Raw genomic sequence first — 22,352 nt, 5'->3', positions numbered from 1 at the left:
GTGGCGAACAACGATAAAGCCTCGGGGAGCTGTAAGCAAGCTTTGATCCGGGGATGTCCGAATGGGGAAACCCGGCTGTCTTCATCGACAGTCACTTTCTGCTGAATACATAGGCAGAACAGAGGCATACCAGGGGAACTGAAACATCTAAGTACCCTGAGGAAGAGAAAACAATAGTGATTCCGTCAGTAGCGGCGAGCGAACGCGGATTAGCCCAAACCAAGGAGCTTGCTCCTTGGGGTTGTGGGACGTCTCACATGGAGTTACAAAGGAACCGGTTAGATGAAGAGGTCTGGAAAGGCCCGCCAGAGAAGGTAAAAGCCCTGTAGTTCAAAACCTGTTCCCTCCGAGACGGATCCCGAGTAGTGCGGGGCACGTGAAACCCCGTATGAATCCGGCAGGACCATCTGCCAAGGCTAAATACTCCCTGGCGACCGATAGTGAAGCAGTACCGTGAGGGAAAGGTGAAAAGCACCCCGGAAGGGGAGTGAAATAGATCCTGAAACCGTGTGCTTACAAGAAGTCAGAGCCCGATCTATGGGTGATGGCGTGCCTTTTGTAGAATGAACCGGCGAGTTACGTTCCCGTGCAAGGTTAAGGTGAAAAACTGTAGCCGTAGCGAAAGCGAGTCTGAATAGGGCGACTTGAGTACGTGGACGTAGACCCGAAACCGGGTGATCTACCCCTGTCCAGGGTGAAGGTGCGGTAACACGCACTGGAGGCCCGAACCCACGCATGTTGAAAAATGCGGGGATGAGGTGGGGGTAGCGGAGAAATTCCAATCGAACCCGGAGATAGCTGGTTCTCCCCGAAATAGCTTTAGGGCTAGCCTCGGAATAAGAGTCGTGGAGGTAGAGCACTGATTGGGTGCGGGGCCCGCAAGGGTTACCAAGCTCAGTCAAACTCCGAATGCCATAGACTTGGTTCCGGGAGTCAGACAGTGAGTGCTAAGATCCATTGTCGAAAGGGAAACAGCCCAGACCATCAGCTAAGGTCCCCAAGTGTGTGTTAAGTGGGAAAGGATGTGGAGTTGCACAGACAACCAGGATGTTGGCTTAGAAGCAGCCACCATTGAAAGAGTGCGTAATAGCTCACTGGTCGAGTGACTCTGCGCCGAAAATGTAACGGGGCTAAACACGCCACCGAAGCTATGGCTTGATACTTAGGTATCAGGGGTAGGGGAGCGTTGAATGCGGGTTGAAGGTGTACCGTAAGGAGCGCTGGACTGCATTCAAGTGAGAATGCCGGTATGAGTAACGAAAAGATCTGTGAGAATCAGATCCGCCGAAAGCCTAAGGGTTCCTGAGGAAGGTTCGTCCGCTCAGGGTAAGTCGGGACCTAAGGCGAGGCCGAAAGGCGTAGTCGAAGGACAACAGGTCGAAATTCCTGTACCACCGTAATCCGTTATGAGCGATGGGGTGACGCAGTAGGGTAGTGACGCGGACTGATGGATGTCCGTCTAAGCAGTGAGGCTGGTGTGTAGGCAAATCCGCACATCGTAAGGCTGGGCTGTGATGGGGAGCGAAAATTGTAGTAGCGAAGGTCATGATCTCAGACTGCCAAGAAAAGCCTCTAGCCAGGAGAAGGTGCCCGTACCGCAAACCGACACAGGTAGGCGAGAAGAGAATTCTAAGGCGCGCGGAAGAACTCTCGTTAAGGAACTCGGCAAAATGACCCCGTAACTTCGGGAGAAGGGGTGCCTCGGTAGGGTGAATAGCCCGAGGGGGCCGCAGTGAAAAGGCCCAAGCGACTGTTTAGCAAAAACACAGGTCTGTGCGAAGCCGCAAGGCGAAGTATACGGGCTGACGCCTGCCCGGTGCTGGAAGGTTAAGGGGAGTGGTAAGTCCTTTTAGGGCGAAGCTATGAACCGAAGCCCCAGTAAACGGCGGCCGTAACTATAACGGTCCTAAGGTAGCGAAATTCCTTGTCAGGTAAATTCTGACCCGCACGAATGGCGTAACGACTTGGGCGCTGTCTCAACGAGAGATCCGGTGAAATTTTAATACCTGTGAAGATGCAGGTTACCCGCGACAAGACGGAAAGACCCCATGGAGCTTTACTGCAGCTTGATATTGAATTTGGGTACGATCTGTACAGGATAGGTGGGAGCCTGAGAGACTTGAGCGCCAGCTTGAGAGGAGGCATCCTTGGGATACCACCCTGATCGTATCTAGGTTCTAACTTGGTACCGTGATCCGGTGCGAGGACAGTGTCAGGTGGGCAGTTTGACTGGGGCGGTCGCCTCCTAAAGAGTAACGGAGGCGCCCCAAGGTTCCCTCAGAATGGTTGGAAATCATTCGAAGAGTGCAAAGGCAGAAGGGAGCTTGACTGCGAGACCTACAAGTCGAGCAGGGACGAAAGTCGGGCTTAGTGATCCGGTGGTACCGCATGGAAGGGCCATCGCTCAACGGATAAAAGCTACCCTGGGGATAACAGGCTTATCTCCCCCAAGAGTCCACATCGACGGGGAGGTTTGGCACCTCGATGTCGGCTCATCGCATCCTGGGGCTGAAGTAGGTCCCAAGGGTTGGGCTGTTCGCCCATTAAAGCGGTACGCGAGCTGGGTTCAGAACGTCGTGAGACAGTTCGGTCCCTATCTGTCGTGGGCGTAGGAAATTTGAGAGGAGCTGTCCTTAGTACGAGAGGACCGGGATGGACGTACCGCTGGTGTACCAGTTGTTCCGCCAGGAGCACCGCTGGGTAGCTATGTACGGAAGGGATAAGCGCTGAAAGCATCTAAGCGTGAAGCCCCCCTCAAGATGAGATTTCCCAGTATGTAAGACCCCTTGAAGACGACGAGGTAGATAGGTTGGGGGTGGAAGTGCAGTAATGCATGGAGCTGACCAATACTAATCGGTCGAGGGCTTATCCTAAAGTATAGGACGCAATGAAGTTTCGGATCCAGTTTTCAGGGTGTAATACCTTGAAGGTATGTAGAAGATACATACGAATACGTTGGATTTCTATACACGCAGTAGCGTGGTACCAGAAATCTGCACGGAAGAATTTACGATGTAAATTCATGTTTGGTGGCGATAGCGGAGGGGTTCCACACGTACCCATCCCGAACACGACCGTTAAGCCCTCCAGCGCCGATGGTACTTGGACCGCAGGGTCCTGGGAGAGTAGGACGTCGCCAAGCAAATCCTTATGATTACTATTCCCTGATAGCTCAGTTGGTAGAGCACTCGACTGTTAATCGAGTTGTCACAGGTTCGAGTCCTGTTCGGGGAGCCATTTGCTCTCATAGCTCAGCAGGTAGAGTGCATCCATGGTAAGGATGAGGTCACCGGTTCGAACCCGGTTGAGAGCTTGTGTTATGGCCCGTTGGTCAAGCGGTTAAGACACCTCCCTTTCACGGAGGTAACAGGGGTTCGATTCCCCTACGGGTCATAGGGTAGTATGGAGGCTTAGCTCAGCTGGGAGAGCATCTGCCTTACAAGCAGAGGGTCGGGGGTTCGAGCCCCTCAGCCTCCACCATATTTCATCCTCTTACCTGGTTGAAATATTGGGGAATTGTGAATCATATGCATATTGGGGATTAGCCAAGCGGTAAGGCAACGGACTTTGACTCCGTCATGCATAGGTTCAAATCCTATATCCCCAGCCATTAAGAGCCATTAGCTCAGTTGGTAGAGCACCTGACTTTTAATCAGGGTGTCGAAGGTTCGAGTCCTTCATGGCTCACCATTTTATTACATGCGCGTGTGGCGGAATTGGCAGACGCACTAGACTTAGGATCTAGCGTCTTTGACGTGGGGGTTCAAGTCCCTCCACGCGCATCTTGTTTTTGCGGACGTGGCTCAGCGGTAGAGCATCGCCTTGCCAAGGCGAGGGTCGCGGGTTCGATTCCCGTCGTCCGCTCCATATTTGCGCCCTTAGCTCAGCTGGATAGAGCGTTTGACTACGAATCAAAAGGCCGGGAGTTCGAATCTCTCAGGGCGCGCCATTTTTTTAAAAAAAATTATATGTCGGGATGTAGCTCAGCTTGGTAGAGCACCTGGTTTGGGACCAGGGGGTCGCATGTTCAAATCGTGTCATCCCGATACTAATTTGCGGGTGTAGTTCAATGGTAGAACTTCAGCCTTCCAAGCTGATAGCGTGGGTTCGATTCCCATCACCCGCTTACTGATCACCTAGAAGCCGAGAGGCTTCTTTTTATTTTGTCCACATTATATAAACGTTCTCTGTGTATAGGTTACTGCAAGAATCTCCTGTCTTGCACAGTTGGGGATGACTTGTGCATATTGTACATAGGCGCTCGTTGCTTTAAGATCCAGATCCCGTATTCCCCCCTCTTACGTATTCTTTTCTCCTATAGTAAGGCTAATTTCGTAATCAAATTCCTTCATTATAGGAATCCTATGACCATAATGATTCGGATAACTCCAAGCCTGCTGTATTCAGTTGTACACAAGGGCTTCTTTTATGTGGGTATAGCTGCGTATGGAAGGAAAAAAAAGCTCAGAAATATTGAAAGATGGCTGTTTTGTGTATATCTTTGTGGATAGAAGGCTATTGGCTTTCACTTTGTCAACAATTAATAAACATATGCACATAATGATGCATGATTTTTTTGTTTTTAAAATCATGCTGTTTATAACACCTGTGCATAAAGTCTCATGATTCTCTGGGTCATAAAGTTATTTTATTTATTAAATTTCATTTTTGTGCATAAAAAACCAATATATTCTCAAAAAAAGTATTTTAAAAACGTGACTTTTTACTGTAAATTTTGCAGCTTTTCACGCGTTTTTATTGTATGATGTTAAGAAAGTGTCAAATTTCGTGTGTATACGTACCTATTCAACAAAGCTGTATTGAGTGTGAACAGATCAGATGGGGGGAAAAGCATGACTGAGCTTACGTTAACCGCTAACAAAAACCAATCCAACAATCTGCTACGGCGGGACGTTCGTTTTCTGGGGAATATTCTTGGTGAGGTTTTGGTTCATCAGGGTGGCAACGAACTTTTGGATATTGTAGAAAAGATACGTGAGACAAGTAAATCGTTACGTGCGGGGTATCAGCCGGAGTTGTATGAGAATTTCAAACAAATCGTTAGTGGGCTGGATACGGACATTCGTCACCAGGTTATTCGCGCGTTTGCGATTTATTTTCAGTTAGTGAATATTGCCGAGCAAAATCATCGTATCCGCCGCAAACGAGACTATGAGCATTCTGCTGGTGAAGATGTTCAACGTGGTTCAATTGAAAATTCTGTTCAGGAACTTAAGCAGGGTGGATTTTCTGCTGAGGACGTTAGCAATCTCCTGGAGGAGCTTTCTCTGGAACTGGTTATGACTGCACATCCTACAGAAGCCACGAGACGGGTGATTTTGGACATTCACAAGCGCATTTCCGAGGACGTCATGCTGCTGGATAATCCTATGCTTACCTTGCGGGAGCGGGAACAGGTGCGAGAAAATCTGCTGAATGAAGTGATTACACTATGGCAGACGGACGAACTGCGAGATCGTAAACCAACTGTGTTAGATGAAGTGAGAAACGGGATGTATTATTTTCATGAGACTTTGTTTCATGTGCTGCCTGACGTATACCAAGAATTGGAACGATGTTTAGGCAAATATTATCCTGAGCAGAAGTGGCATATTCCGACCTATTTGAGATTTGGTTCCTGGATCGGTGGGGACCGGGACGGCAACCCGTCTGTTACGGCTCATGTTACTTGGGAAACGTTACGTATGCAGCGTAAGCTGGCTTTGAGAGAATATCAGCACACGTTGAAGGAATTTATGGGTTATCTGAGCTTTAGCACTAGCATTATACGTGTCTCTGATGATTTGCTGGCTTCTATTGAGGAAGACCGGACCCATATTACGCTTAAAAAGATGGAAGTGTGGCATAACGAGAAAGAGCCTTACCGTATCAAGCTGGCTTATATGATAGCCAAGGTGAATAATATCCTGGATGAAAGCAAGCAGGGCACGAAGGAACGTTATAGTTCAGCTGAAGAGCTTATTGCGGATCTGAACGTTATTGATGACAGCTTGCGTCATCATTTTGCGGATTATGTGGCAGATACTTATATTCAGAAGATGATTCGTCAGGTAGAGCTGTTCGGCTTCCATACGGCTACGCTGGATGTACGTCAGCATAGTCAGGAGCATGAAAATGCAATGACTGAAATCCTCTCTAAAATGAATATTGTTGCGGATTATGGCAAGCTGCCTGAGGAAGAGAAAATAGACCTGCTGGAAAAGCTGCTGAACGAGCCTCGTCCGATTACGTCGCCGTATTTGAAATATAGTGACAGCACTCAGGAATGCCTTGATGTATATCGTACGATTTATCTGGCTCAGGAGGAATTTGGAAAGCAATCCATTACAAGCTACTTGATCAGTATGACTCAGGGAGCAAGCGACTTACTGGAAGTTATGGTGCTGTCTAAAGAAGTGGGTTTGTTCCGTATCGAGAAAGATGGCACAGTCGTATGTACATTGCAATCCGTTCCTTTGTTTGAAACGATAGACGACCTGCATGCTGCCCCAAGTATTATGAAAAGGCTGCTGAACTTACCTGTATATCGCCAATCCGTAGCAGCAATGGATCAGCTTCAGGAGATCATGCTGGGATATTCGGATAGTAATAAGGACGGCGGTGTGGTAACGGCGAACTGGGAGCTTAGGGTTGCGATGAACAGCATTACGGAAGTGGTTAATGAGTTCGGCGTAAAAGTAAAGTTCTTCCACGGACGCGGGGGAGCACTGGGACGCGGAGGCATGCCGCTTAATCGCAGCATTTTGGCCCAACCTCCTCATACGATCGGAGGCGGCATCAAGATTACGGAGCAGGGTGAGGTGCTCTCATCCAGATACTCACTCAAGGGCATCGCTTATCGAAGTCTAGAGCAGGCAACGTCAGCTCTGATTACCGCAGTGGCGTATAACCGTTCCGGTAAGAAGGAAGTGTTCGAGGAGAGCTGGGAGGAGATCATTGCCCGTATTTCCGAGGTATCACTGGAGAAGTATCAGGATTTGATTTTCCGTGATCCGGATTTCTTCAATTTTTTCAAGGAATCAACGCCATTACCTGAGGTGGGCGAGCTTAATATTGGCTCTCGTCCGTCCAAGCGTAAAAACAGTGAACGTTTTGAGGACTTGCGCGCCATTCCATGGGTTTTTGCATGGACGCAAAGCCGTTATTTGCTGCCTGCTTGGTACGCGGCTGGAACAGGGCTGCAAAGCTTCTATCAGGACAATGAGGAGAACCTCAAGGTGCTGCAAACGATGTTCAAGGAATCAGCTTTCTTCCGCTCCCTTATTGATACACTGCAAATGGCGATTGCCAAGGCGGATTTGCTGATTGCAGAGGAATATGCAGGGATGTCTGATGATGAAGAGGCTCGCCAGCGCATTTTCGGACAAATTTCAGAGGAATTCAAGCTGACATCCGAGCTGATTTTGAAAATAACAGGACAATCGGAAATTCTGGACGATGTGCCGGTAATTCAGGAGTCCATCCGATTGCGTAATCCTTATGTTGATCCGTTAAGCTACTTGCAGGTTCAGTTGCTTAGTGAGCTACGCGAACTGCGTGAGCAGAACGGGGACGATGCGGAGCTGCTACGTGAGGTGCTGTTAACTATTAACGGAATCGCCGCAGGGCTGAGAAACACGGGCTGATACAGATTGACCGCATGAACACAGGCAATCGGGCGCTTATGGGTGCCCGATTGTGCTGTCTGTATGCATATGACGGAGCAGGAGTCCTATTGGTGTCAACGCTACAGTTGATTTTCCGATAAAATTGAACTACGATGAATTATTATAACAAGGTAATGAGCAACCCATCAGCAAGTCTGGGGGAGTATAGAGTGGATAATATGGAAAGCCGCTTGGTTAGGCTGGTGCAGAAAGGTGATCAGCGAGCTTTTGCGGAGTTAGTCGAGTTATATAAAGATCGGATTTTTCATCTTTCCTACCGGATGCTGGGGAATCGCCATGAGGCGGAGGATCTGGTGCAGGAAACTTTTTTGCGTGTATATCGTAATTTGGAAAAATATGATCATGGGCAGAAGTTCTCCACATGGATTTACCGGATTGCGACGAATCTGTGCATTGACCGTCTGCGAAGGAGAAAGCCTACATACTCACTGGATGCTGAGATGAATGAGCAGGAAGGTGTGGATGGGTATGCGATGCTCGCTAGCGAAGATCTTACACCTGAAGGGTATACGCTGTTGTCCGAGACACAATCCTTAATTCATGATGCCATTGACAGCCTTCCAGACAAATACAGGACGATTATGGTTTTGCGTTACTTGCAGGAGCTTTCGTTGCAGGAAATTAGCGATGTGCTTAATCTTCCAGTTACTACCATTAAGACGAGGGTTCACAGGGGCCGGGATTTTCTACGCAAAAAATTGGAACACAAGTTGTAAATCATGTGTTCAGGATCTTGGAAAGTGCGCGCACAGATGTTTTTTGTGAAACATATTGCTCGTTGTAGCGTATGTAAAGTGAGCAAAGTTTCTAAGCCGAAGCATGTTATGTAGAGAAACACGGAAGAATATTAGAAAGGATTGGCTCATATGGATTGCAAACAAGCCGTCTCTTTTATGCATGACTATCTGGATGGCGACCTGTCCGAGCAGGAAAAACAGGAGTTAGAGCACCACTTGTTCACCTGCCCGGAATGCCGCATGCGTTTTAAAGAGCTGGAGCGGACGGATGCGATGCTTTATGGTACACGGCATCAAGTGCCGTGTGTATCGGATGAGCTGACACTTCGCATCATGAATGCTTTGCCGCCGCATAGAAGAGCACCAATGGTGCCTATGCTGACTTGGGTGAAAAGGCACCCGGCTGTTACGGCCGCTGCTTTCTTTCTTGTTATTATATGCTCAAGTATGGCAAGCTTTTCAACCACAGACCATCAATTGGTAGTCAAGGGAAGCCATCTGGATCAGGTTGTTATTCAAGGGGATACTGTAATTGTGCCTGAGGGTAAATCCATTGCTGGAGATTTGACCGTGCAAAATGGCGAGGCTCGGGTATATGGTGATGTGGAAGGGAATGTAACTGTGATTGACGGTTCCTACTATCAAGCGTCCACAGCACATATTGCAGGACAGGTCAAAAGTATTGATCAAACCTTGGACTGGATTTGGTATAAAGTTACTGATTTGTTCGGGGGTACGTCCTCTCCATAAAAGAAGCTTGAACTGGCAAGAATGATATCGAGCGCCTCTTCCGCTGGAAAAGGCGCTTTTTTTGTATATCAAGCTGGCGATTTGTACTGTATTTTACTGATTTTAGTGGTTCTTTTTGTCATGCAGCTTGCAACGCGGACCGTATCGTTATAACCTAGATAGAGAGAGCATACTGTGTACATATTACATTCACTCACTACAGAAAATTGCGGGGGCATGCGCATGTTGGATTATTTCGCGGACCTGACTTGGAAAGAGTCCATTAAAGATATTATCGACATTCTGATCGTAACCTATATTATGTATCAGCTTATTTTACTTGTTCGTGGAACGCGTGCAGTTCAATTGCTAAAAGGAATTTTGTTCCTGGTGCTCATTTGGGCGGTTAGTACGTGGTTTGATTTGTATACGCTCAAGTGGCTGATGAACCAGATGTTTACCTTCGGTGTGGTAGCTATTTTCATTATTTTTCAGCCTGAATTGCGTCGTGCCCTGGAACAACTGGGGCGAGGCAAGCTGTTTGGGCGTTCGTCTGCGGATGATGAGGAGATAAACAAGTTAATCGGGGAAATGATTAAGGCGCTGAATTATTTATCACGTAGAAAAATAGGGGCTTTGGTCGTATTTGAACGCGAAACGGGGCTAAACGAATACACGGAGTCCGGTATCAAGACACAGGCAGTGGTCAGTTCTGAGTTGCTGATCAATATTTTTATTCCAAATACGCCTCTGCATGATGGTGCGGTCATTATTCAAAATAATCAGATTGCTTCTGCGGCCTGTTACTTACCACTGTCGGAAAATCCATTTATCAGCAAGGAACTGGGAACCCGTCACCGGGCAGCCATTGGGGTGAGTGAGGTAACGGATGCCGTAACTGTGGTAGTATCAGAGGAGACAGGTCAAATTTCTTTGGCTATCAATGGACAGGTCGTGCGTGATATTAAGGAAGAATCCTTAATATCCAAGCTGTATGAGGAGCTGCGACCGGCACCATCTTTGAAGGAAAAACGCGGCTCATTCTGGAATCGGAGGGGAGGCCGTGGAAATTCATGATGGACAAATGGATTAACAACAATACGATTTCTAAAATATTGGCACTCGCGGTTGCAGTCCTGCTGTGGGGAATGGTTCATCTGGACACAGGCACTCCTTCGTCCACGCTGACCGTTTCTTATGATAATAAAGTGATTGATAATGTAGGCATTCAGGCCAGTGGTCTGGATGAGTCAAAATATGTATTATCTACAATGGATACTGACCATGTGAAGATGGAGGTTAGAGGACAGCGCTCCGTGCTGACTTCTTTTTTCGCAGATAATTACCAGGCTCAATTGGATTTGAGTGGGTTAGGAGCAGGGACTAAAACCTTACCGCTTGTAGCCAATCTGCCGAATGGCGTGGAGTTGGTGTCTATGACTCCTAATCGTGTTACGGTCACGATTGAGGAAAAGGCAACGAAATCATTTGATGTTTCTATTGTTTCCAAGGGTAAACCGGATACCGGCTTGCAGCTTGGTGTGCCTGTGGTTGCCCCTCAAACGGTGAAGGTCACCTTGCCTAAAAGCCAGTTGAGTACAGTGGCTGCGGTGCAGGGGGGTGTGGATACGGAGGGAATCTCGGAGAAATTTGAGCAGAAGCGGGTGAAGCTGAGGGCTTACAACAAAAAGGGACAGGAACTTACAGGAGCGGTTATTGAGCCTTCCACAGTGTCAGTTGAAATCCCGGTAACCCAACAAACGAAATCCGTGCCTGTGAAGGTTGTTTATTCCGGGGAGCTGCCGAACGGTTTGGCGCTTTCCAAAGTTAATGCAAATGTAAAAGAAGCGGTCGTTTACGCTTCGCAGGATGTTTTGAGCAGCCTTAGCTCCTATGTTACGGCTACACTCGATCTGACCCAATTCACGGAAGCAGGGACCCAAACAGTTCAAGCTAATTTGGCAGCGCCCGCTGGTTCTGATAAAATCGAGCCTGGCTCAATACAAATTCAGGTGACAGTTGCACCCTCTAGTCAGGTGACCGATGCGGAGCGGACATTGTCAGGCATTCCGATTGTTGTGCAAGGGGCAGGAGATGGGACGACAGCGACTATTACAACGCCTGCGGACAAGACGATGGATGTTACCGTGAAGGGGCCGCGGGATATGATCAGCAATTTAACCAATGATGATATTAGTTTGGTCGCAGACGTAAGTGGTCTGGAGGCTGGTCAGCATGAGGTTGCTTTGAAGGTAGGCCTGCCCAAATACATTACGCAATCCGGAAACGCCAGCCAGTTAACGGCAACGGTAAACATTGAGAGCCCTTCAACGCCAGCTGTAACGAATCCGGGCAGTGGGAATGAATCAACCCCTTCCGGCAGCGGTAATAAGGGGCAGGAGAGGCCACAGGAGGGCCAGAGCGGTCAAGGCGGCTCCTCTGATGCGAAACCCGGGGACAATGCGGCTGCGGAGGATAAAACAAATCCTCATAACGGCGCAGATTCTTCTGCAAATGGAACCCCGGAGAGCGGTCAGCCATAACATGATTTATCTGTAGTAAATATTTAAGGTTCATTAGACAAAAAAGGGAGTCATTATCATGGGGAAATATTTTGGTACAGATGGTGTACGAGGCATTGCTAATCAGGAACTTACAGCAGAACTGGCATATAGCATTGGTCGCTGCGGCGGATATGTTTTAGCAGGGAATGTAGAAAAACCGACAGTTGTTATTGGTATGGATACACGGGTGTCTGGTCTGATGCTGGAATCGGCGCTTGTAGCCGGTTTGCTGTCTATAGGGGCTAATGTGGTTCGTGTGGGTATCGTTTCAACGCCGGGAGTCGCTTATCTTACGCGTCAATTAAAAGCGGACGCTGGTGTCATGATCTCGGCCTCTCACAATCCGGTGGAAGACAACGGAATTAAGTTTTTTGGCGGCGACGGGTTTAAATTGACAGATGAAACGGAACTAAGAATTGAAGAGCTGATGGATGCGAAAGAGGATCAATTGCCTCGTCCGATTGGCGGCGAATTAGGTACAGTTGTTGTAGACGAGCATTCTCGCTACGATTATCTGGAGTTTTTGAAAACAACGATTAGCCATTCTTTTGAAGGGCTCAAAATCGTGCTGGATTGTGCGAACGGAGCGGCTTATGAGCTGGCGCCAAAGCTTTTTGCGGAATTGGGAGCCGAAGTTCACACCATCGGTGCGGAGCCAAACGGACTGAATATCAACGATCATTGTGGCTCAACCCATCCTGAGAAGCTGAAAGAGGAAGTGCGTCGCTTGAAAGCTGACATTGGTCTGGCCTTTGACGGCGATGCAGACCGTCTGATCGCGATTGATGAGAACGGGGAAGAGGTAGACGGCGACTATATCCTTTGCATCTGTGGGGATGCGCTGAACCGCGCTGGAAAGCTCAAGGACAGCACTATTGTATCGACTGTGATGAGTAATATTGGCTTTTACAAAGCAACGGAAAAGCTGGCGCTCAAGACTGCAAAAACAGCGGTTGGTGACCGTTATGTGATGGAAGAAATGCGTCGGGGCGGCTTTAATCTGGGCGGTGAGCAGTCAGGTCACGTGATTTTCCTCGATTACAATACGACAGGCGACGGTATGTTGACCGGGATTCAACTGGTGGATACCCTGAAAGCTTCCGGTAAAAAGATGAGTGAGCTGAAATCGCTCATGAAGCAGTATCCCCAAGTGCTAGTTAATGTGCGTGTACAGGACAAACGCAATTACGAGGGCAATCCTGCCATTGCAGAAGCGATTGAGCAGGTGGAACAGCAATTGGGTGATAATGGACGCGTATTGGTTCGTGCTTCCGGCACAGAATCGCTTATTCGTGTTATGGCAGAAGGGCCGAATAAGGATGAGCTGGAGCAGTTTGTCGGACAGATCGTAGATGTTGTAAAAAAAGAATTGGTTTAAAATTTTGTAAACGTCGGTTGCCTGTTGAAAGTAAGCAGGCGACCGCGTTTGCAGATATTATTTTTAATTGAATACTTACCAGAACCTGCAAATATGAATAAAGTGTCATTGCCAAATGATGCTGAGCTGAATATAATATAGGGATGCTGTGACTCAGAAAGAGAAAGTGAGGGTTGTAAGGTAATGTAATACAAGCGCCAGAGCTTGATTTTGCGCGGGGGAACTTGTTGGTGAGGCAGATCATTCAATTTGGATGATGTTGCTCACAGATGGGTTCACGGCAAAGCGAGCTGACGAGGTGAAGGTGTTCGAAACATTCGGCGGGGACCTTCCGGTGAGGCATCGACCCGTAAATCGGCAGCGGAAAATAAGCAGGCAACTGTTTACACAACGCACCGATAGATGCTTTTATTTTATAACCTAAATTATAAGATTCATTTCATGAATGTGCGGCCATCATCATTGGCGTGCGCGGTTTGGGAATTTCGTTACATTCGTGAAGAGATGCCTGTAATTTTCTATAGTTATCATTGACAACTTCATAGATGAATGAACTTTATTCCGCAATCTACCGCACACGTTAGTCCTGTGATGAGTCGTCCTGTGAAATGATGATCGGGAGGATAACGAATATGTGTGGCATTGTAGGATATATTGGTGATCAGAATACGCAAGAGGTATTGATTGACGGATTGAAAAAGCTGGAGTACCGCGGTTATGACTCTGCGGGTATTGCTGTGTTTACAGATTCAGGACTGCAAGTAGCTAAGGCTAAAGGTCGTCTGGCGAATCTGGAAGCGAAGCTGGATGGTGCGCCGCTGGTAGGCCATGCAGGCATCGGGCATACACGTTGGGCAACACACGGTAAGCCTTCAGATGAAAACTCCCATCCGCATTTGGATGAGAGCCAAAAGTTCTCTGTGGTTCATAACGGGATTATTGAGAACTATCTGGAACTGAAAGAACAGCTGATCAGCGAAGGTCATACCTTTATTTCCGAAACGGACACGGAAGTTATTTCCCATCTGGTTGCGCGCGAATATCAAGGGGATATCGTCAAAGCGGTACAAAAAGCAATTACCTTTATGCGCGGTGCTTTTGCACTGGGTGTGTTGACAGAGCACGAGCCTAATAAGCTGGTAGCTGTTCGTCAAGCAAGCCCGCTGGTTATCGGTGTGGGAGAAGGCGAGAACTTTATCGGTTCCGATATTCCGGCTATTCTGAAATATACACGCAATGTATTTATTTTGAACGATGGCGAAATGGCTGTTTTGACTAGTGATGCCGTCGAATTAATGACAATCGAAGGTCAATTTATTTCTCGGGAAATGATTCATGTCGAATGGGATGCTGTAACAGCGGAAAAAGGCGGCTATGAGCATTTCATGTTGAAAGAAATTCACGAACAGCCTAAGGCTTACCGTGACACGATGTTGGGCCGAATCGACAAAGAAACTAAAAAAGTTGTTCTTCCTGAGTTGAAGCTGACAGAAGAACAAATTAAAAATATTCGCAATATCCAAATCGTTGCTTGTGGTACAGCCTACAATGCTGGTTTGATTGGTCGTACGGTTATTGAAAGCTTGGCTCGTATTCCGGTGGAAAACGATGTGGCTTCCGAGTATCGTTATCGTTCGCCAATCGTAACACCAGAGACATTGGTAATCGTAGTGAGTCAATCCGGTGAAACTGCCGATACGTTGGCAGCACTGCGTGAAGCACAAGCGAACGGCGCTCATGTACTGGCGATTACAAACGTAGTTGGCAGTTCCATTGCCCGCGATGCAGATGATGTGTTGGTTACACTGGCAGGACCTGAAATTGCCGTAGCTTCCACCAAGGCATATTCTTCGCAGTTGGTTGCGTTTTACCTGTTTGGTCTGTATCTGGCTCAAGTACGTGGCACACAAACGGATGAGCAAGTAGCTCAAGTGTTGGCTGCTATGGAATCACTGCCAGAGCAGGTGGAAGAAATGCTGGGTAAAGCAGACGCAATCAAAGCATATGCTGAGCAAATTGCTAGCCACAAGCACCTATTCTTTATTGGTCGCGGTCAGGACTATGCTGTAGTACAGGAAGGCTCCCTGAAGCTCAAGGAAATCTCTTACATTCATTCCGAGGCTTATGCTGCGGGTGAACTGAAGCATGGTACATTGGCATTGATCGAAGACGGCATTCCGGTTATCGCTTTGGTAACACAGGAATCCGTGTTGGAGAAAACCGTGAGCAATATCAAGGAAGTGAAAGCACGTGGCGCAGATGTTCTTGCGATTACGTACGAAGAGCACGCTGTTGAACTACTGAAATCGGTGGATCAGGTATTTGCAATTCCGAAGACACTTCCAATCCTGTCTGCTGCGATTTCGGTTGTATCTCTCCAGTTGCTGGCTTACTACGCTTCTCTTGCATTGGGGCATGATGTGGATAAACCACGTAACCTGGCGAAAAGTGTAACGGTTGAGTAAGGTCAGTATATCGATACAAAGGCTGCTGTCTGGTGATAATCGAGAAATAGACAATAAAGTTGTGTACTAAATATTAATGACAGATAACAAGAATATCTCTTCTTAGTAAGTATTTAACAAAAGCCCGATGAGCAAGTATCATCGGGCTTTTTTATTAAATTCAGGAGGCGACTGCTTTGGTTCAATCAGAACAAGTATAGTTGCATGACAAATCAATGAGCTTTGAACCCTTTCCTGTATTGGTATTTTTAAAGTAATTGAAGCAAGATAATTTCAAGTTTCTGTTGAAAACAGTATGAGAAATAAAGAGTTTGTTATCGAAATGTAAAAAATGTTTTTTATCTCTAAATACAACAAATATCTAAAATATATATTTATAAATAAAGTATTTATTTAATTCTTTATGGATGGCAGGTGGAGCAATGAAGACTTTGGGTGAAAGATAAAGAGTATAAGAAAATTAAATAAGCTTAATCAAACTGACTTTTCATCAACTATTGGTATTTCTCAGGGTACATTGAGTGAATTGGAGAAAGATAAGTATAAACCATCCTTAGAGACCATAATCTCCCTAAAACTAAATTTCGACGTTGATTTAGATTGGTTGTTACTTGAAGAGACGTTAATTTCTTATAACGGATTATTTCGAGTAAAATTAGATGATCTTGAATCAAAATTAATCACAGGATTTCGAAAGTTAGACCTGGACAACAAACAGGAAATAGAGGAGATCGTAAATTTGAAGTTAAAGCGGTGTAGAGATAAATAAACCTTCACTGAACCATATAGGGGACTCAGTTTTGCAAAGCCTTCTGCAGTTATGTTATTAAGTTCACATTAGACATATAATCCATCCGATTGAGATAGACACACGGCTATCCATATAAATCTGGTAAGGTATGAACGTAAGTGTCCAGGTATACAAGTTCTTTTTTCAAAATGCTGTGAAACGATTCAATGCAAGCATTGTCATAACAGTTCCCCTTTCGGCTCATGCTCCCCTTCATGCCGTATTCCGCAAGCTTTTCCTGGTATTCATGGGCTGCATACTGACTGCCGCGATCTGAATGGTGCAGGACTTCGCCGACAGGACGGTGAGTCTGGTAAGCACGTTCTAATGAGGAAAGGACGAGTTTTTTTGTCATTCTGGATCCCATTTGGAAACCTACAATCTGACGGGTATATAGATCCATAACACTGGCCAAGTAAAGCCATCCCTCATCGGTGGGAATATAGGTGATATCTGTCATCCACACTTCCCCTGGCGCCTCAGCGGAAAACTGCTGGCTCAGGTGGTTTTCGTGGACGGGCATCGGATGTTTGGAATTCGTTGTGGCTTTGTACTTCTTCACGGTTCTCGATTTCAACCCCAACTGTTTCATGATTCGGGCTACTGTTTTTTCGGATACGTCAATGCCTTGTTTAATGAGAGAATGATAGATTTTCCGACTGCCATAGAGTCGTCTGGATTGCAGGGAAAGTTATCTAATTTTCTGCTCCAACCGGATTCTCCGTTTCTTTCGTTCACTTGGGCGCGTTCGGTTTTGCAGTCAGGTATAGTAACCGCTTCGGGAGACGTCAATCATTCGCACATCTTTGCAACCGGGCACTGGAAGCGGTATTGATGTATAAATACAAAGATTAGTGCCGGTCTTTGGCAAAGTAGTGCATGGCCTTTTTTAGAATATCGTTCTCCTGCTCCAAATCACGAATTCGTTTCTGTAGTTCTCGTGTGACTTGGTCTTCCGTTTTTAGATGACCTTTGCCTAGAAAGGCCTCGCCGCCATCCTGTTTGTATTCTGCTAACCAACGAAACAGTGTGTTTGCGGAAATTCCCAGCTCTCTCGCTACTTGGGCGACGGCTTTCCCTTCTTCCTGAATCATTTGAACGGTCTGAATTTTAAACGCTTTGTCATATTTTATACTCATGTGGACACCTCGAATGAATTTGATTTTATTCTCGCATTCTCGCTTCTCGGTGTCCACTTTTTAGTCTAGCATCACAGTCCGGTCACGTCTTTTTTGCTGAGTCCACGCCTGCTGAAAGGTTCGGAGAACCAGTTCATTGTCGTTCCTGGTGCTCATTTGATAAGCGATAATTTCGTTATTGAACAAATCCTTCACGGCTGAGAGATAGAGCGACTTCTCGCCTACACGATATTGCGTAATGTCTGTTACCCATTTGGGGTTGGGAGCATCCGCCTTGAAATCCCGTTTCAATATATTTTTTGCCACCCGACCTCCTTCAGAAGAAACATAATTACAACGATGCGGCGGATCCTCGAACGAATTCCTAGATCCAGCATGATTCTGAGTACCTTCTTATGATTCATCCAAACCCCATGGTCGTGTAGCAGGAACAGTTGAATTTGGCGATAACCCAAGACTCCGTTATCCCGTTCATACACCTTCTGAATGAGTTCTTTCGCGGCCTGGTCCCGTTCTACTCCTTTACGTTTCAAGAAAGCGTAATATCCACTTTTGGAGACAGCAAAGAGTTTGCAGAGGTTGCTAACGGCGTAATTTTTTGCGGCGCTCTCAATGACTCTATATTTAGACGTTTTACCTCCTGCATCCAGATTTCCAAACACTTTTTTAGCATTTCATTTTCCCGTTTGAGCTTTTGAATATTTCTATCCTGATCGGTATATTCTTTACGATGCTCCCGTTGATCCAGTAGCCCAAATTCCCCTAGCCTCGGTATCTCTTCATCCATTTCTTTACTCGCCCGTGGTCTTGAATCCCAAAATGCTCCGTAATGTTCCGATAAGCCCATCTTTCCTCCACATGTAAACGAATGGCCTCTTTTTTGGTTTCACCCGAGTAAGTTTTAAACCTCTGTCCTTTAATCGCCATAAAAATAAACCCCCTAGAATTTCATCGGACAAACCAGGGGGGTTATCCAATGTCTATTCTAAGGGGTGCACTTCACTACAGGGCTGGTTTTGTACTACGGGCTAATTGCTCGTGTATTTTACCCAATCGTATTCGGCGTATAGCGGATTCGCTCCGTTATATGGACCTAGCCAGTCGTCAACACCAGTGCCATTCCATAAATTCATCATAATCTTGCCTGGCGTGCTCGGTATGTTCGTAGTTGCTGTATGCTTTAGAACCCCGTCAACATACCACTTAATGTATCCTGGCTGCCAATCGAATGCATAGGTGTGAAAGCCTCTTGATGCATCAAAGCCCAGATCAACAATCTTCTCGTGACCACCGACCCCGTTTGTATAATAGTTGAATTGCACTTTTGTCGTGTCTTTGCCTAAAAATTCAATATCTATTTCATCCCATGGCGTGCCATCAGTAGGTCCCGTATACGTAAAAAAGGAAGATACGATCCCTGTATTTTTAGCAGGCTTCATGCTGACCTCGTATAAGCCGTATCTGTAAGTATTCGTCGATCGATACTCTCCGCAGTCAAATTTATTGTACGCGGAACTCGTTAAGCCAAGCTTCATTTTGCCATCGTTCGTAAAATTGACATTATTGGCACGCCAAGTGCAATTAAACATGTTCCCATTGGAATATCCGTCCGCCTTTTGCCATACACCCGAATTGAAACCATTAAGTGGTTCCCAAAAAACATTCCCCGCATAAACACTTACCGAAAAAAACAGAGAGACAATACCAGTGACCATTAAAGTGAACCAAGATTTCTTCTTCATTTTACACCTCCATAAAAGATTGACCAAACATAAAGAAACGTCTGACAATGATACATTATTTCAAGTATTGACAGGCTTACCGAAGAAATATAAAGCGCTTCCATATTTGGTATTTTCATTGTAGCGTGATATTGAGGCGTACACAATAGCAAACTTAACGCTCAAAACATAATTTTAAAAAACCTAAATTTTATCAAGTTGTGGTTTAAAAATGCACCGCTGGGCCGTTACTCACGCCGATAACTAGAGCGCCTACGCCGGGCGAGAGCACCCGGCCCACCCCGGCCAAAGAGATCTATGTTCCTGTCGTTCGTTTCACGCAGCCCGCGGAGCAAAAGAGCTGTGGGCCAAATCCAAGATGGCATGCACACATCATGAGCCGCCACGCTTCATCATCGTGCTATAGAAGTTGAATCAAAGAAGGATGGTTAAAGAAAAGATAGCAAGACCTTTTTAGGGGGGCTTGCTATCTTTATGGTTTAGAGCAATTTTTCCAAAATCATTACGTCTATATATTGGCCGTCCATAACTCCTTGCTTTTCAAAAACGCCGACTTCACGGTAACCGATCTTCCGATAAAGCATCTGACCGTTTTCATTAAAGAAGAAGGTGGACAGGACGATCTTATAAAAATTGTTTTTATTAGCCTCTTTCTCTAATTCCGAGTGAAGCGCACTACCAACGCCTTTACTGCGAAAGGTTCGGTCTACGTAAATCGAAAGGTTCGCAACGCCATCATAAGCACATTAGGCTTTCTTGGCTTTTATAACTGCGGAAACAATATAATCATCTACGTTTGCACCAGGCACCCAATCCTTGATGAATGATTTGGATTCATCTTTAGGTTCGATGCTAATACTCGTAAATCCCCTTTGCTGCAGCATGGATTTTACTTCTTCCAATGAGGAGGCGCCGGAAATACAGCCGGAATACAGCTCATTCAGGTCGTTTTTTAGTTCAGAAGGGAGTTCTGTAGTCGTAATGATATGTAAGTTTATTTATATCAAAACACTCCTTTAATTTGGATGGGATAGGTGGAACAGAATCTGAATACTCTTAGTTTTAGTTAGCAGCAGTAGAGGTTTGAACTGGCGTTGGGAGAAAAAAGTCAAAAGACAACCGACTTTTTTAGTTGAATTTGATCATAGGTATTCCGGCGCATAGATGTTTTCGCACTTTTTAAAACCTCCATTTGTTTGGATTTAAATTTGTAAATTGCAAGTAATATATACTTGATTTTAGAATGGAGACAAATTAGTATATAAGCATATATTTATATGATTGAAAGGGGGTTACACATTGGAACAACTTGGTTATGTAGCCGATCATTTAAAGCTACTGGGGGATAAAACCCGCTTGGCCATGCTTTCCCTGCTAAGAGAAAGAGAATGGTGTGTTTGCGAATTCGTGGACATCTTCGATATGTCGCAGCCTGCCATTAGCCAGCATTTAAGAAAATTAAAGTCGCAAGGGATCGTAAAAGAAGAAAAACGAAGTCAGTGGGTATTCTATTCCTTAAACGTAGACGACAAGCCTCATATTCAAGCTGTGCTTGAATGTATGCCAGATTCAAAGCATATTTTAAAATGGCTGAATAAAGAGGGATCCATAGCATCTTGTGGACCGGATTCCTCAGCTTAGCTTGCCCCTCTTAAAGGTTGTTCAGTTTATCTCCCTATTGAGATAATGCTGGTTTAAATATAAGTATAATATAAGTATATGCTTTAAAAATAATGTGAGAATGGTGGATTAAATAGAGAAAGGATTTGTAGAAAGAGCAGATAAAGAACTGGACATCATGGTATATGGAGGTTTTGTACATTGGTTTTGTTGGCATGCATTATATTTTTAGCCACTTTAGTGTTGGTGATCTGGCAGCCTAGAAATCTGTCTATTGGCTGGTCAGCCTGCGGAGGAGCCGTACTTGCTCTACTGTTGGGTGTCGTAGATTTGCATGATGTTTGGGAAGTTACTCGGATTGTCTGGAATGCGACTTTGGCTTTTGTGGCCATCATCCTGATTTCGTTGGTGCTTGATAAAATCGGCATTTTCGAATGGGCGGCGCTTCACATGGCACGAGTTGCGCGGGGAAGCGGAACCCGGATGTTCGTTTATGTGAGCGTTCTTGGCGCCGTTGTCGCTGCTTTTTTTGCGAATGATGGTGCGGCTTTAATTCTGACACCGATTGTTCTAGCGATGGTTCGGGCACTGAAATTGGACGAAAAAATGGTTTTTCCTTTCATCATAGCGAGTGGGTTTATTGCGGATACGACGTCGCTTCCGCTTGTGGTCAGCAACCTGGTGAATATTGTATCAGCCGATTTCTTTGGCATCACGTTTATGGAATATGCGAGTCGCATGATTGTACCTAATTTATTTTCCTTAGCGGCTAGTATCTTGGTATTGTATCTCTTTTTCCGCAAAAAGATCCCCCAAAAGTTTGATGCTGCACAGTTAATAGCGCCTGCAGAAGCGATTAAAGACCTAAAAATGTTCCGTATTTCCTGGATCGTTCTCGCGGTTCTGCTGGTTGGCTACTTTGCAAGCGAATTTTTTAATATTCCTGTTTCGGTGGTAGCCGGCATCGTTGCTATCTTTTTCTTGCTAATGGCGAGAAGAAGTCCGGCGGTCCCAATGAAAGAAGTTATTAAGGGCGCTCCATGGGCCATCGTGTTTTTCTCCATTGGGATGTATGTTGTGGTGTATGGTCTGCGTAATGCCGGTTTGACGGATCTGCTGGCTCATGTGATTCAAGCGGCTGCTGATCAAGGTATGTTTGTGGCCACCATGGGCATGGGCTTTATCGCGGCGGTTATCTCGTCGGTGATGAATAACTTGCCTACGGTCATGATTGATGCGCTTGCTATAAATGCCACCCATACAACCGGCATGATCAAAGAGTCGCTGATTTACGCTAATGTGATTGGATCGGATTTGGGGCCGAAAATAACCCCGATTGGTTCATTGGCCACATTGTTGTGGCTGCATGTGCTTAGCTCCAAAGGCGTTAAAATTTCTTGGGGAACTTATTTTAAAACAGGCATTATTTTAACGATTCCTACACTTTTTATTACCCTGCTGGGCTTATATCTGTGGTTAGTTATTTCATAATTGAACATT

The 22,352-nt window shown here is 45.9% G+C and carries 16 protein-coding genes, 11 tRNA genes, 2 rRNA genes and 2 pseudogenes (1 of these 31 only partly in view); 23 read left to right on the top strand and 8 right to left on the bottom strand.

Annotation, left to right across the window (positions count from 1 at the left end; translation table 11 throughout):
• From NST83_RS21840 to NST83_RS21740, 21 genes are all read left to right on the top strand, one after another.
• A 23S ribosomal RNA gene (locus tag NST83_RS21840) occupies positions 1–2,873 on the top strand; it begins 57 nt to the left of the window's first position.
• 152 nt (positions 2,874–3,025) lie between these two features.
• Positions 3,026–3,142: ribosomal RNA gene (gene rrf, locus NST83_RS21835) — 5S ribosomal RNA — on the top strand.
• Between the two features lie 19 nt (positions 3,143–3,161).
• A tRNA-Asn gene (locus tag NST83_RS21830) sits at positions 3,162–3,237 on the top strand.
• Positions 3,238–3,240: 3 nt separating this feature from the next.
• Positions 3,241–3,313, top strand: a tRNA-Thr gene (locus NST83_RS21825).
• Positions 3,314–3,321: 8 nt separating this feature from the next.
• Positions 3,322–3,393 (top strand) — tRNA-Glu (locus tag NST83_RS21820).
• A gap of 11 nt (positions 3,394–3,404) precedes the next feature.
• Positions 3,405–3,480: transfer RNA gene (locus NST83_RS21815), tRNA-Val, on the top strand.
• 55 nt (positions 3,481–3,535) lie between these two features.
• Positions 3,536–3,610 (top strand) — tRNA-Gln (locus NST83_RS21810).
• A gap of 4 nt (positions 3,611–3,614) precedes the next feature.
• Positions 3,615–3,690 (top strand) — tRNA-Lys (locus NST83_RS21805).
• Positions 3,691–3,701: 11 nt separating this feature from the next.
• A tRNA-Leu gene (locus NST83_RS21800) sits at positions 3,702–3,782 on the top strand.
• Positions 3,783–3,792: 10 nt separating this feature from the next.
• Positions 3,793–3,867, top strand: a tRNA-Gly gene (locus NST83_RS21795).
• A gap of 5 nt (positions 3,868–3,872) precedes the next feature.
• A tRNA-Arg gene (locus tag NST83_RS21790) sits at positions 3,873–3,949 on the top strand.
• 23 nt (positions 3,950–3,972) lie between these two features.
• Positions 3,973–4,046, top strand: a tRNA-Pro gene (locus NST83_RS21785).
• 9 nt (positions 4,047–4,055) lie between these two features.
• Positions 4,056–4,126 (top strand) — tRNA-Gly (locus NST83_RS21780).
• Positions 4,127–4,853: 727 nt separating this feature from the next.
• A complete protein-coding gene (gene ppc / locus NST83_RS21775; protein WP_342415661.1) occupies positions 4,854–7,646 on the top strand; it encodes a phosphoenolpyruvate carboxylase in 2,793 nt (930 codons plus the stop codon).
• 191 nt (positions 7,647–7,837) lie between these two features.
• Positions 7,838–8,404 (top strand): RNA polymerase sigma factor SigW, encoded by a 567-nt coding sequence (gene sigW, locus NST83_RS21770; RefSeq protein WP_137063849.1) that lies wholly within the window; start codon positions 7,838–7,840, stop codon positions 8,402–8,404.
• A 150-nt stretch (positions 8,405–8,554) separates the two neighbouring features.
• The gene (locus NST83_RS21765; protein ID WP_137063162.1) at positions 8,555–9,175 is read left to right on the top strand and encodes a zf-HC2 domain-containing protein; all 621 of its coding nucleotides are present in this window, start codon (positions 8,555–8,557) and stop codon (positions 9,173–9,175) included.
• A gap of 222 nt (positions 9,176–9,397) precedes the next feature.
• Positions 9,398–10,231: a diadenylate cyclase CdaA gene (cdaA, locus tag NST83_RS21760; RefSeq protein ID WP_137063163.1), complete on the top strand. Its 834-nt coding sequence runs from the start codon at positions 9,398–9,400 to the stop codon at positions 10,229–10,231.
• The gene (locus NST83_RS21755) at positions 10,228–11,697 is read left to right on the top strand and encodes a CdaR family protein (protein WP_342415660.1); all 1,470 of its coding nucleotides are present in this window, start codon (positions 10,228–10,230) and stop codon (positions 11,695–11,697) included. The genes cdaA and NST83_RS21755 overlap by 4 nt, the downstream gene beginning before the upstream one ends.
• 58 nt (positions 11,698–11,755) lie before the next feature.
• Positions 11,756–13,096 carry a phosphoglucosamine mutase gene (gene glmM, locus NST83_RS21750; RefSeq protein ID WP_342415659.1) on the top strand — a complete coding sequence of 447 codons (1,341 nt, stop codon included), beginning with the start codon at positions 11,756–11,758 and terminating at the stop codon, positions 13,094–13,096.
• A gap of 632 nt (positions 13,097–13,728) precedes the next feature.
• Positions 13,729–15,561: a glutamine--fructose-6-phosphate transaminase (isomerizing) gene (glmS, locus tag NST83_RS21745; protein ID WP_342415658.1), complete on the top strand. Its 1,833-nt coding sequence runs from the start codon at positions 13,729–13,731 to the stop codon at positions 15,559–15,561.
• A gap of 442 nt (positions 15,562–16,003) precedes the next feature.
• The gene (locus tag NST83_RS21740; protein WP_342418020.1) at positions 16,004–16,330 is read left to right on the top strand and encodes a helix-turn-helix transcriptional regulator; all 327 of its coding nucleotides are present in this window, start codon (positions 16,004–16,006) and stop codon (positions 16,328–16,330) included.
• Between the two features lie 106 nt (positions 16,331–16,436).
• Here NST83_RS21740 and NST83_RS21735 read toward each other — a convergent pair whose 3' ends face one another.
• The 8 genes and pseudogenes from NST83_RS21735 to arsM form a co-directional block, all read right to left on the bottom strand.
• Positions 16,437–17,036, bottom strand: a complete 600-nt coding sequence (locus NST83_RS21735) for an IS3 family transposase (protein ID WP_342418019.1) — start codon at positions 17,034–17,036, stop codon at positions 16,437–16,439.
• A gap of 166 nt (positions 17,037–17,202) precedes the next feature.
• Entirely contained in the window at positions 17,203–17,490 is a 288-nt protein-coding gene (locus NST83_RS21730) for a transposase (RefSeq protein ID WP_342415657.1), read from the bottom strand.
• Positions 17,491–17,550: 60 nt separating this feature from the next.
• The gene (locus NST83_RS21725; RefSeq protein ID WP_342415656.1) at positions 17,551–17,796 is read right to left on the bottom strand and encodes a DDE-type integrase/transposase/recombinase; all 246 of its coding nucleotides are present in this window, start codon (positions 17,794–17,796) and stop codon (positions 17,551–17,553) included.
• Positions 17,778–18,023, bottom strand: a complete 246-nt coding sequence (locus NST83_RS21720; protein ID WP_342415655.1) for a transposase — start codon at positions 18,021–18,023, stop codon at positions 17,778–17,780. The genes NST83_RS21725 and NST83_RS21720 overlap by 19 nt, the downstream gene beginning before the upstream one ends.
• A complete protein-coding gene (locus tag NST83_RS21715) occupies positions 18,020–18,337 on the bottom strand; it encodes a hypothetical protein (RefSeq protein ID WP_342415654.1) in 318 nt (105 codons plus the stop codon). The genes NST83_RS21720 and NST83_RS21715 overlap by 4 nt, the downstream gene beginning before the upstream one ends.
• Before the next feature lie 181 nt (positions 18,338–18,518).
• Entirely contained in the window at positions 18,519–19,205 is a 687-nt protein-coding gene (locus NST83_RS21710) for a glycoside hydrolase family 16 protein (protein WP_085979678.1), read from the bottom strand.
• 506 nt (positions 19,206–19,711) lie between these two features.
• Positions 19,712–19,978, bottom strand: a pseudogene (locus NST83_RS21705) (GNAT family N-acetyltransferase); the annotation flags it as partial.
• A pseudogene (gene arsM, locus NST83_RS21700) lies at positions 19,979–20,218 on the bottom strand (arsenite methyltransferase); the annotation flags it as partial. It abuts the pseudogene before it with no gap.
• A gap of 313 nt (positions 20,219–20,531) precedes the next feature.
• Here arsM and NST83_RS21695 point away from each other — a divergent pair.
• Complete coding sequence (locus NST83_RS21695) at positions 20,532–20,873, top strand: metalloregulator ArsR/SmtB family transcription factor (RefSeq protein WP_342415653.1); 342 nt, start codon at positions 20,532–20,534, stop codon at positions 20,871–20,873.
• Positions 20,874–21,053: 180 nt separating this feature from the next.
• Positions 21,054–22,343 carry an arsenic transporter gene (locus NST83_RS21690; RefSeq protein WP_342415652.1) on the top strand — a complete coding sequence of 430 codons (1,290 nt, stop codon included), beginning with the start codon at positions 21,054–21,056 and terminating at the stop codon, positions 22,341–22,343.
• Positions 22,344–22,352: the final 9 nt, after the last annotated feature.

Source organism: Paenibacillus sp. FSL R10-2782 (assembly GCF_038592985.1).
Lineage (GTDB): Bacteria > Bacillota > Bacilli > Paenibacillales > Paenibacillaceae > Paenibacillus > Paenibacillus terrae_C.
This window is presented reverse-complemented; position numbering and strand designations above follow the sequence as displayed.

Coding starts and splice junctions, on each gene's coding strand:
- NST83_RS21710 (WP_085979678.1), bottom strand. CDS start 19,205: ATGGTCACTGGTATTGTCTCTCTGTTTTTTTCGGTAAGTGTTTATGCG.
- ppc (WP_342415661.1), top strand. CDS start 4,854: ATGACTGAGCTTACGTTAACCGCTAACAAAAACCAATCCAACAATCTG.
- glmS (WP_342415658.1), top strand. CDS start 13,729: ATGTGTGGCATTGTAGGATATATTGGTGATCAGAATACGCAAGAGGTA.
- glmM (WP_342415659.1), top strand. CDS start 11,756: ATGGGGAAATATTTTGGTACAGATGGTGTACGAGGCATTGCTAATCAG.
- NST83_RS21715 (WP_342415654.1), bottom strand. CDS start 18,337: ATGGGCTTATCGGAACATTACGGAGCATTTTGGGATTCAAGACCACGG.
- NST83_RS21730 (WP_342415657.1), bottom strand. CDS start 17,490: ATGAGTATAAAATATGACAAAGCGTTTAAAATTCAGACCGTTCAAATG.
- NST83_RS21765 (WP_137063162.1), top strand. CDS start 8,555: ATGGATTGCAAACAAGCCGTCTCTTTTATGCATGACTATCTGGATGGC.
- NST83_RS21755 (WP_342415660.1), top strand. CDS start 10,228: ATGATGGACAAATGGATTAACAACAATACGATTTCTAAAATATTGGCA.
- cdaA (WP_137063163.1), top strand. CDS start 9,398: ATGTTGGATTATTTCGCGGACCTGACTTGGAAAGAGTCCATTAAAGAT.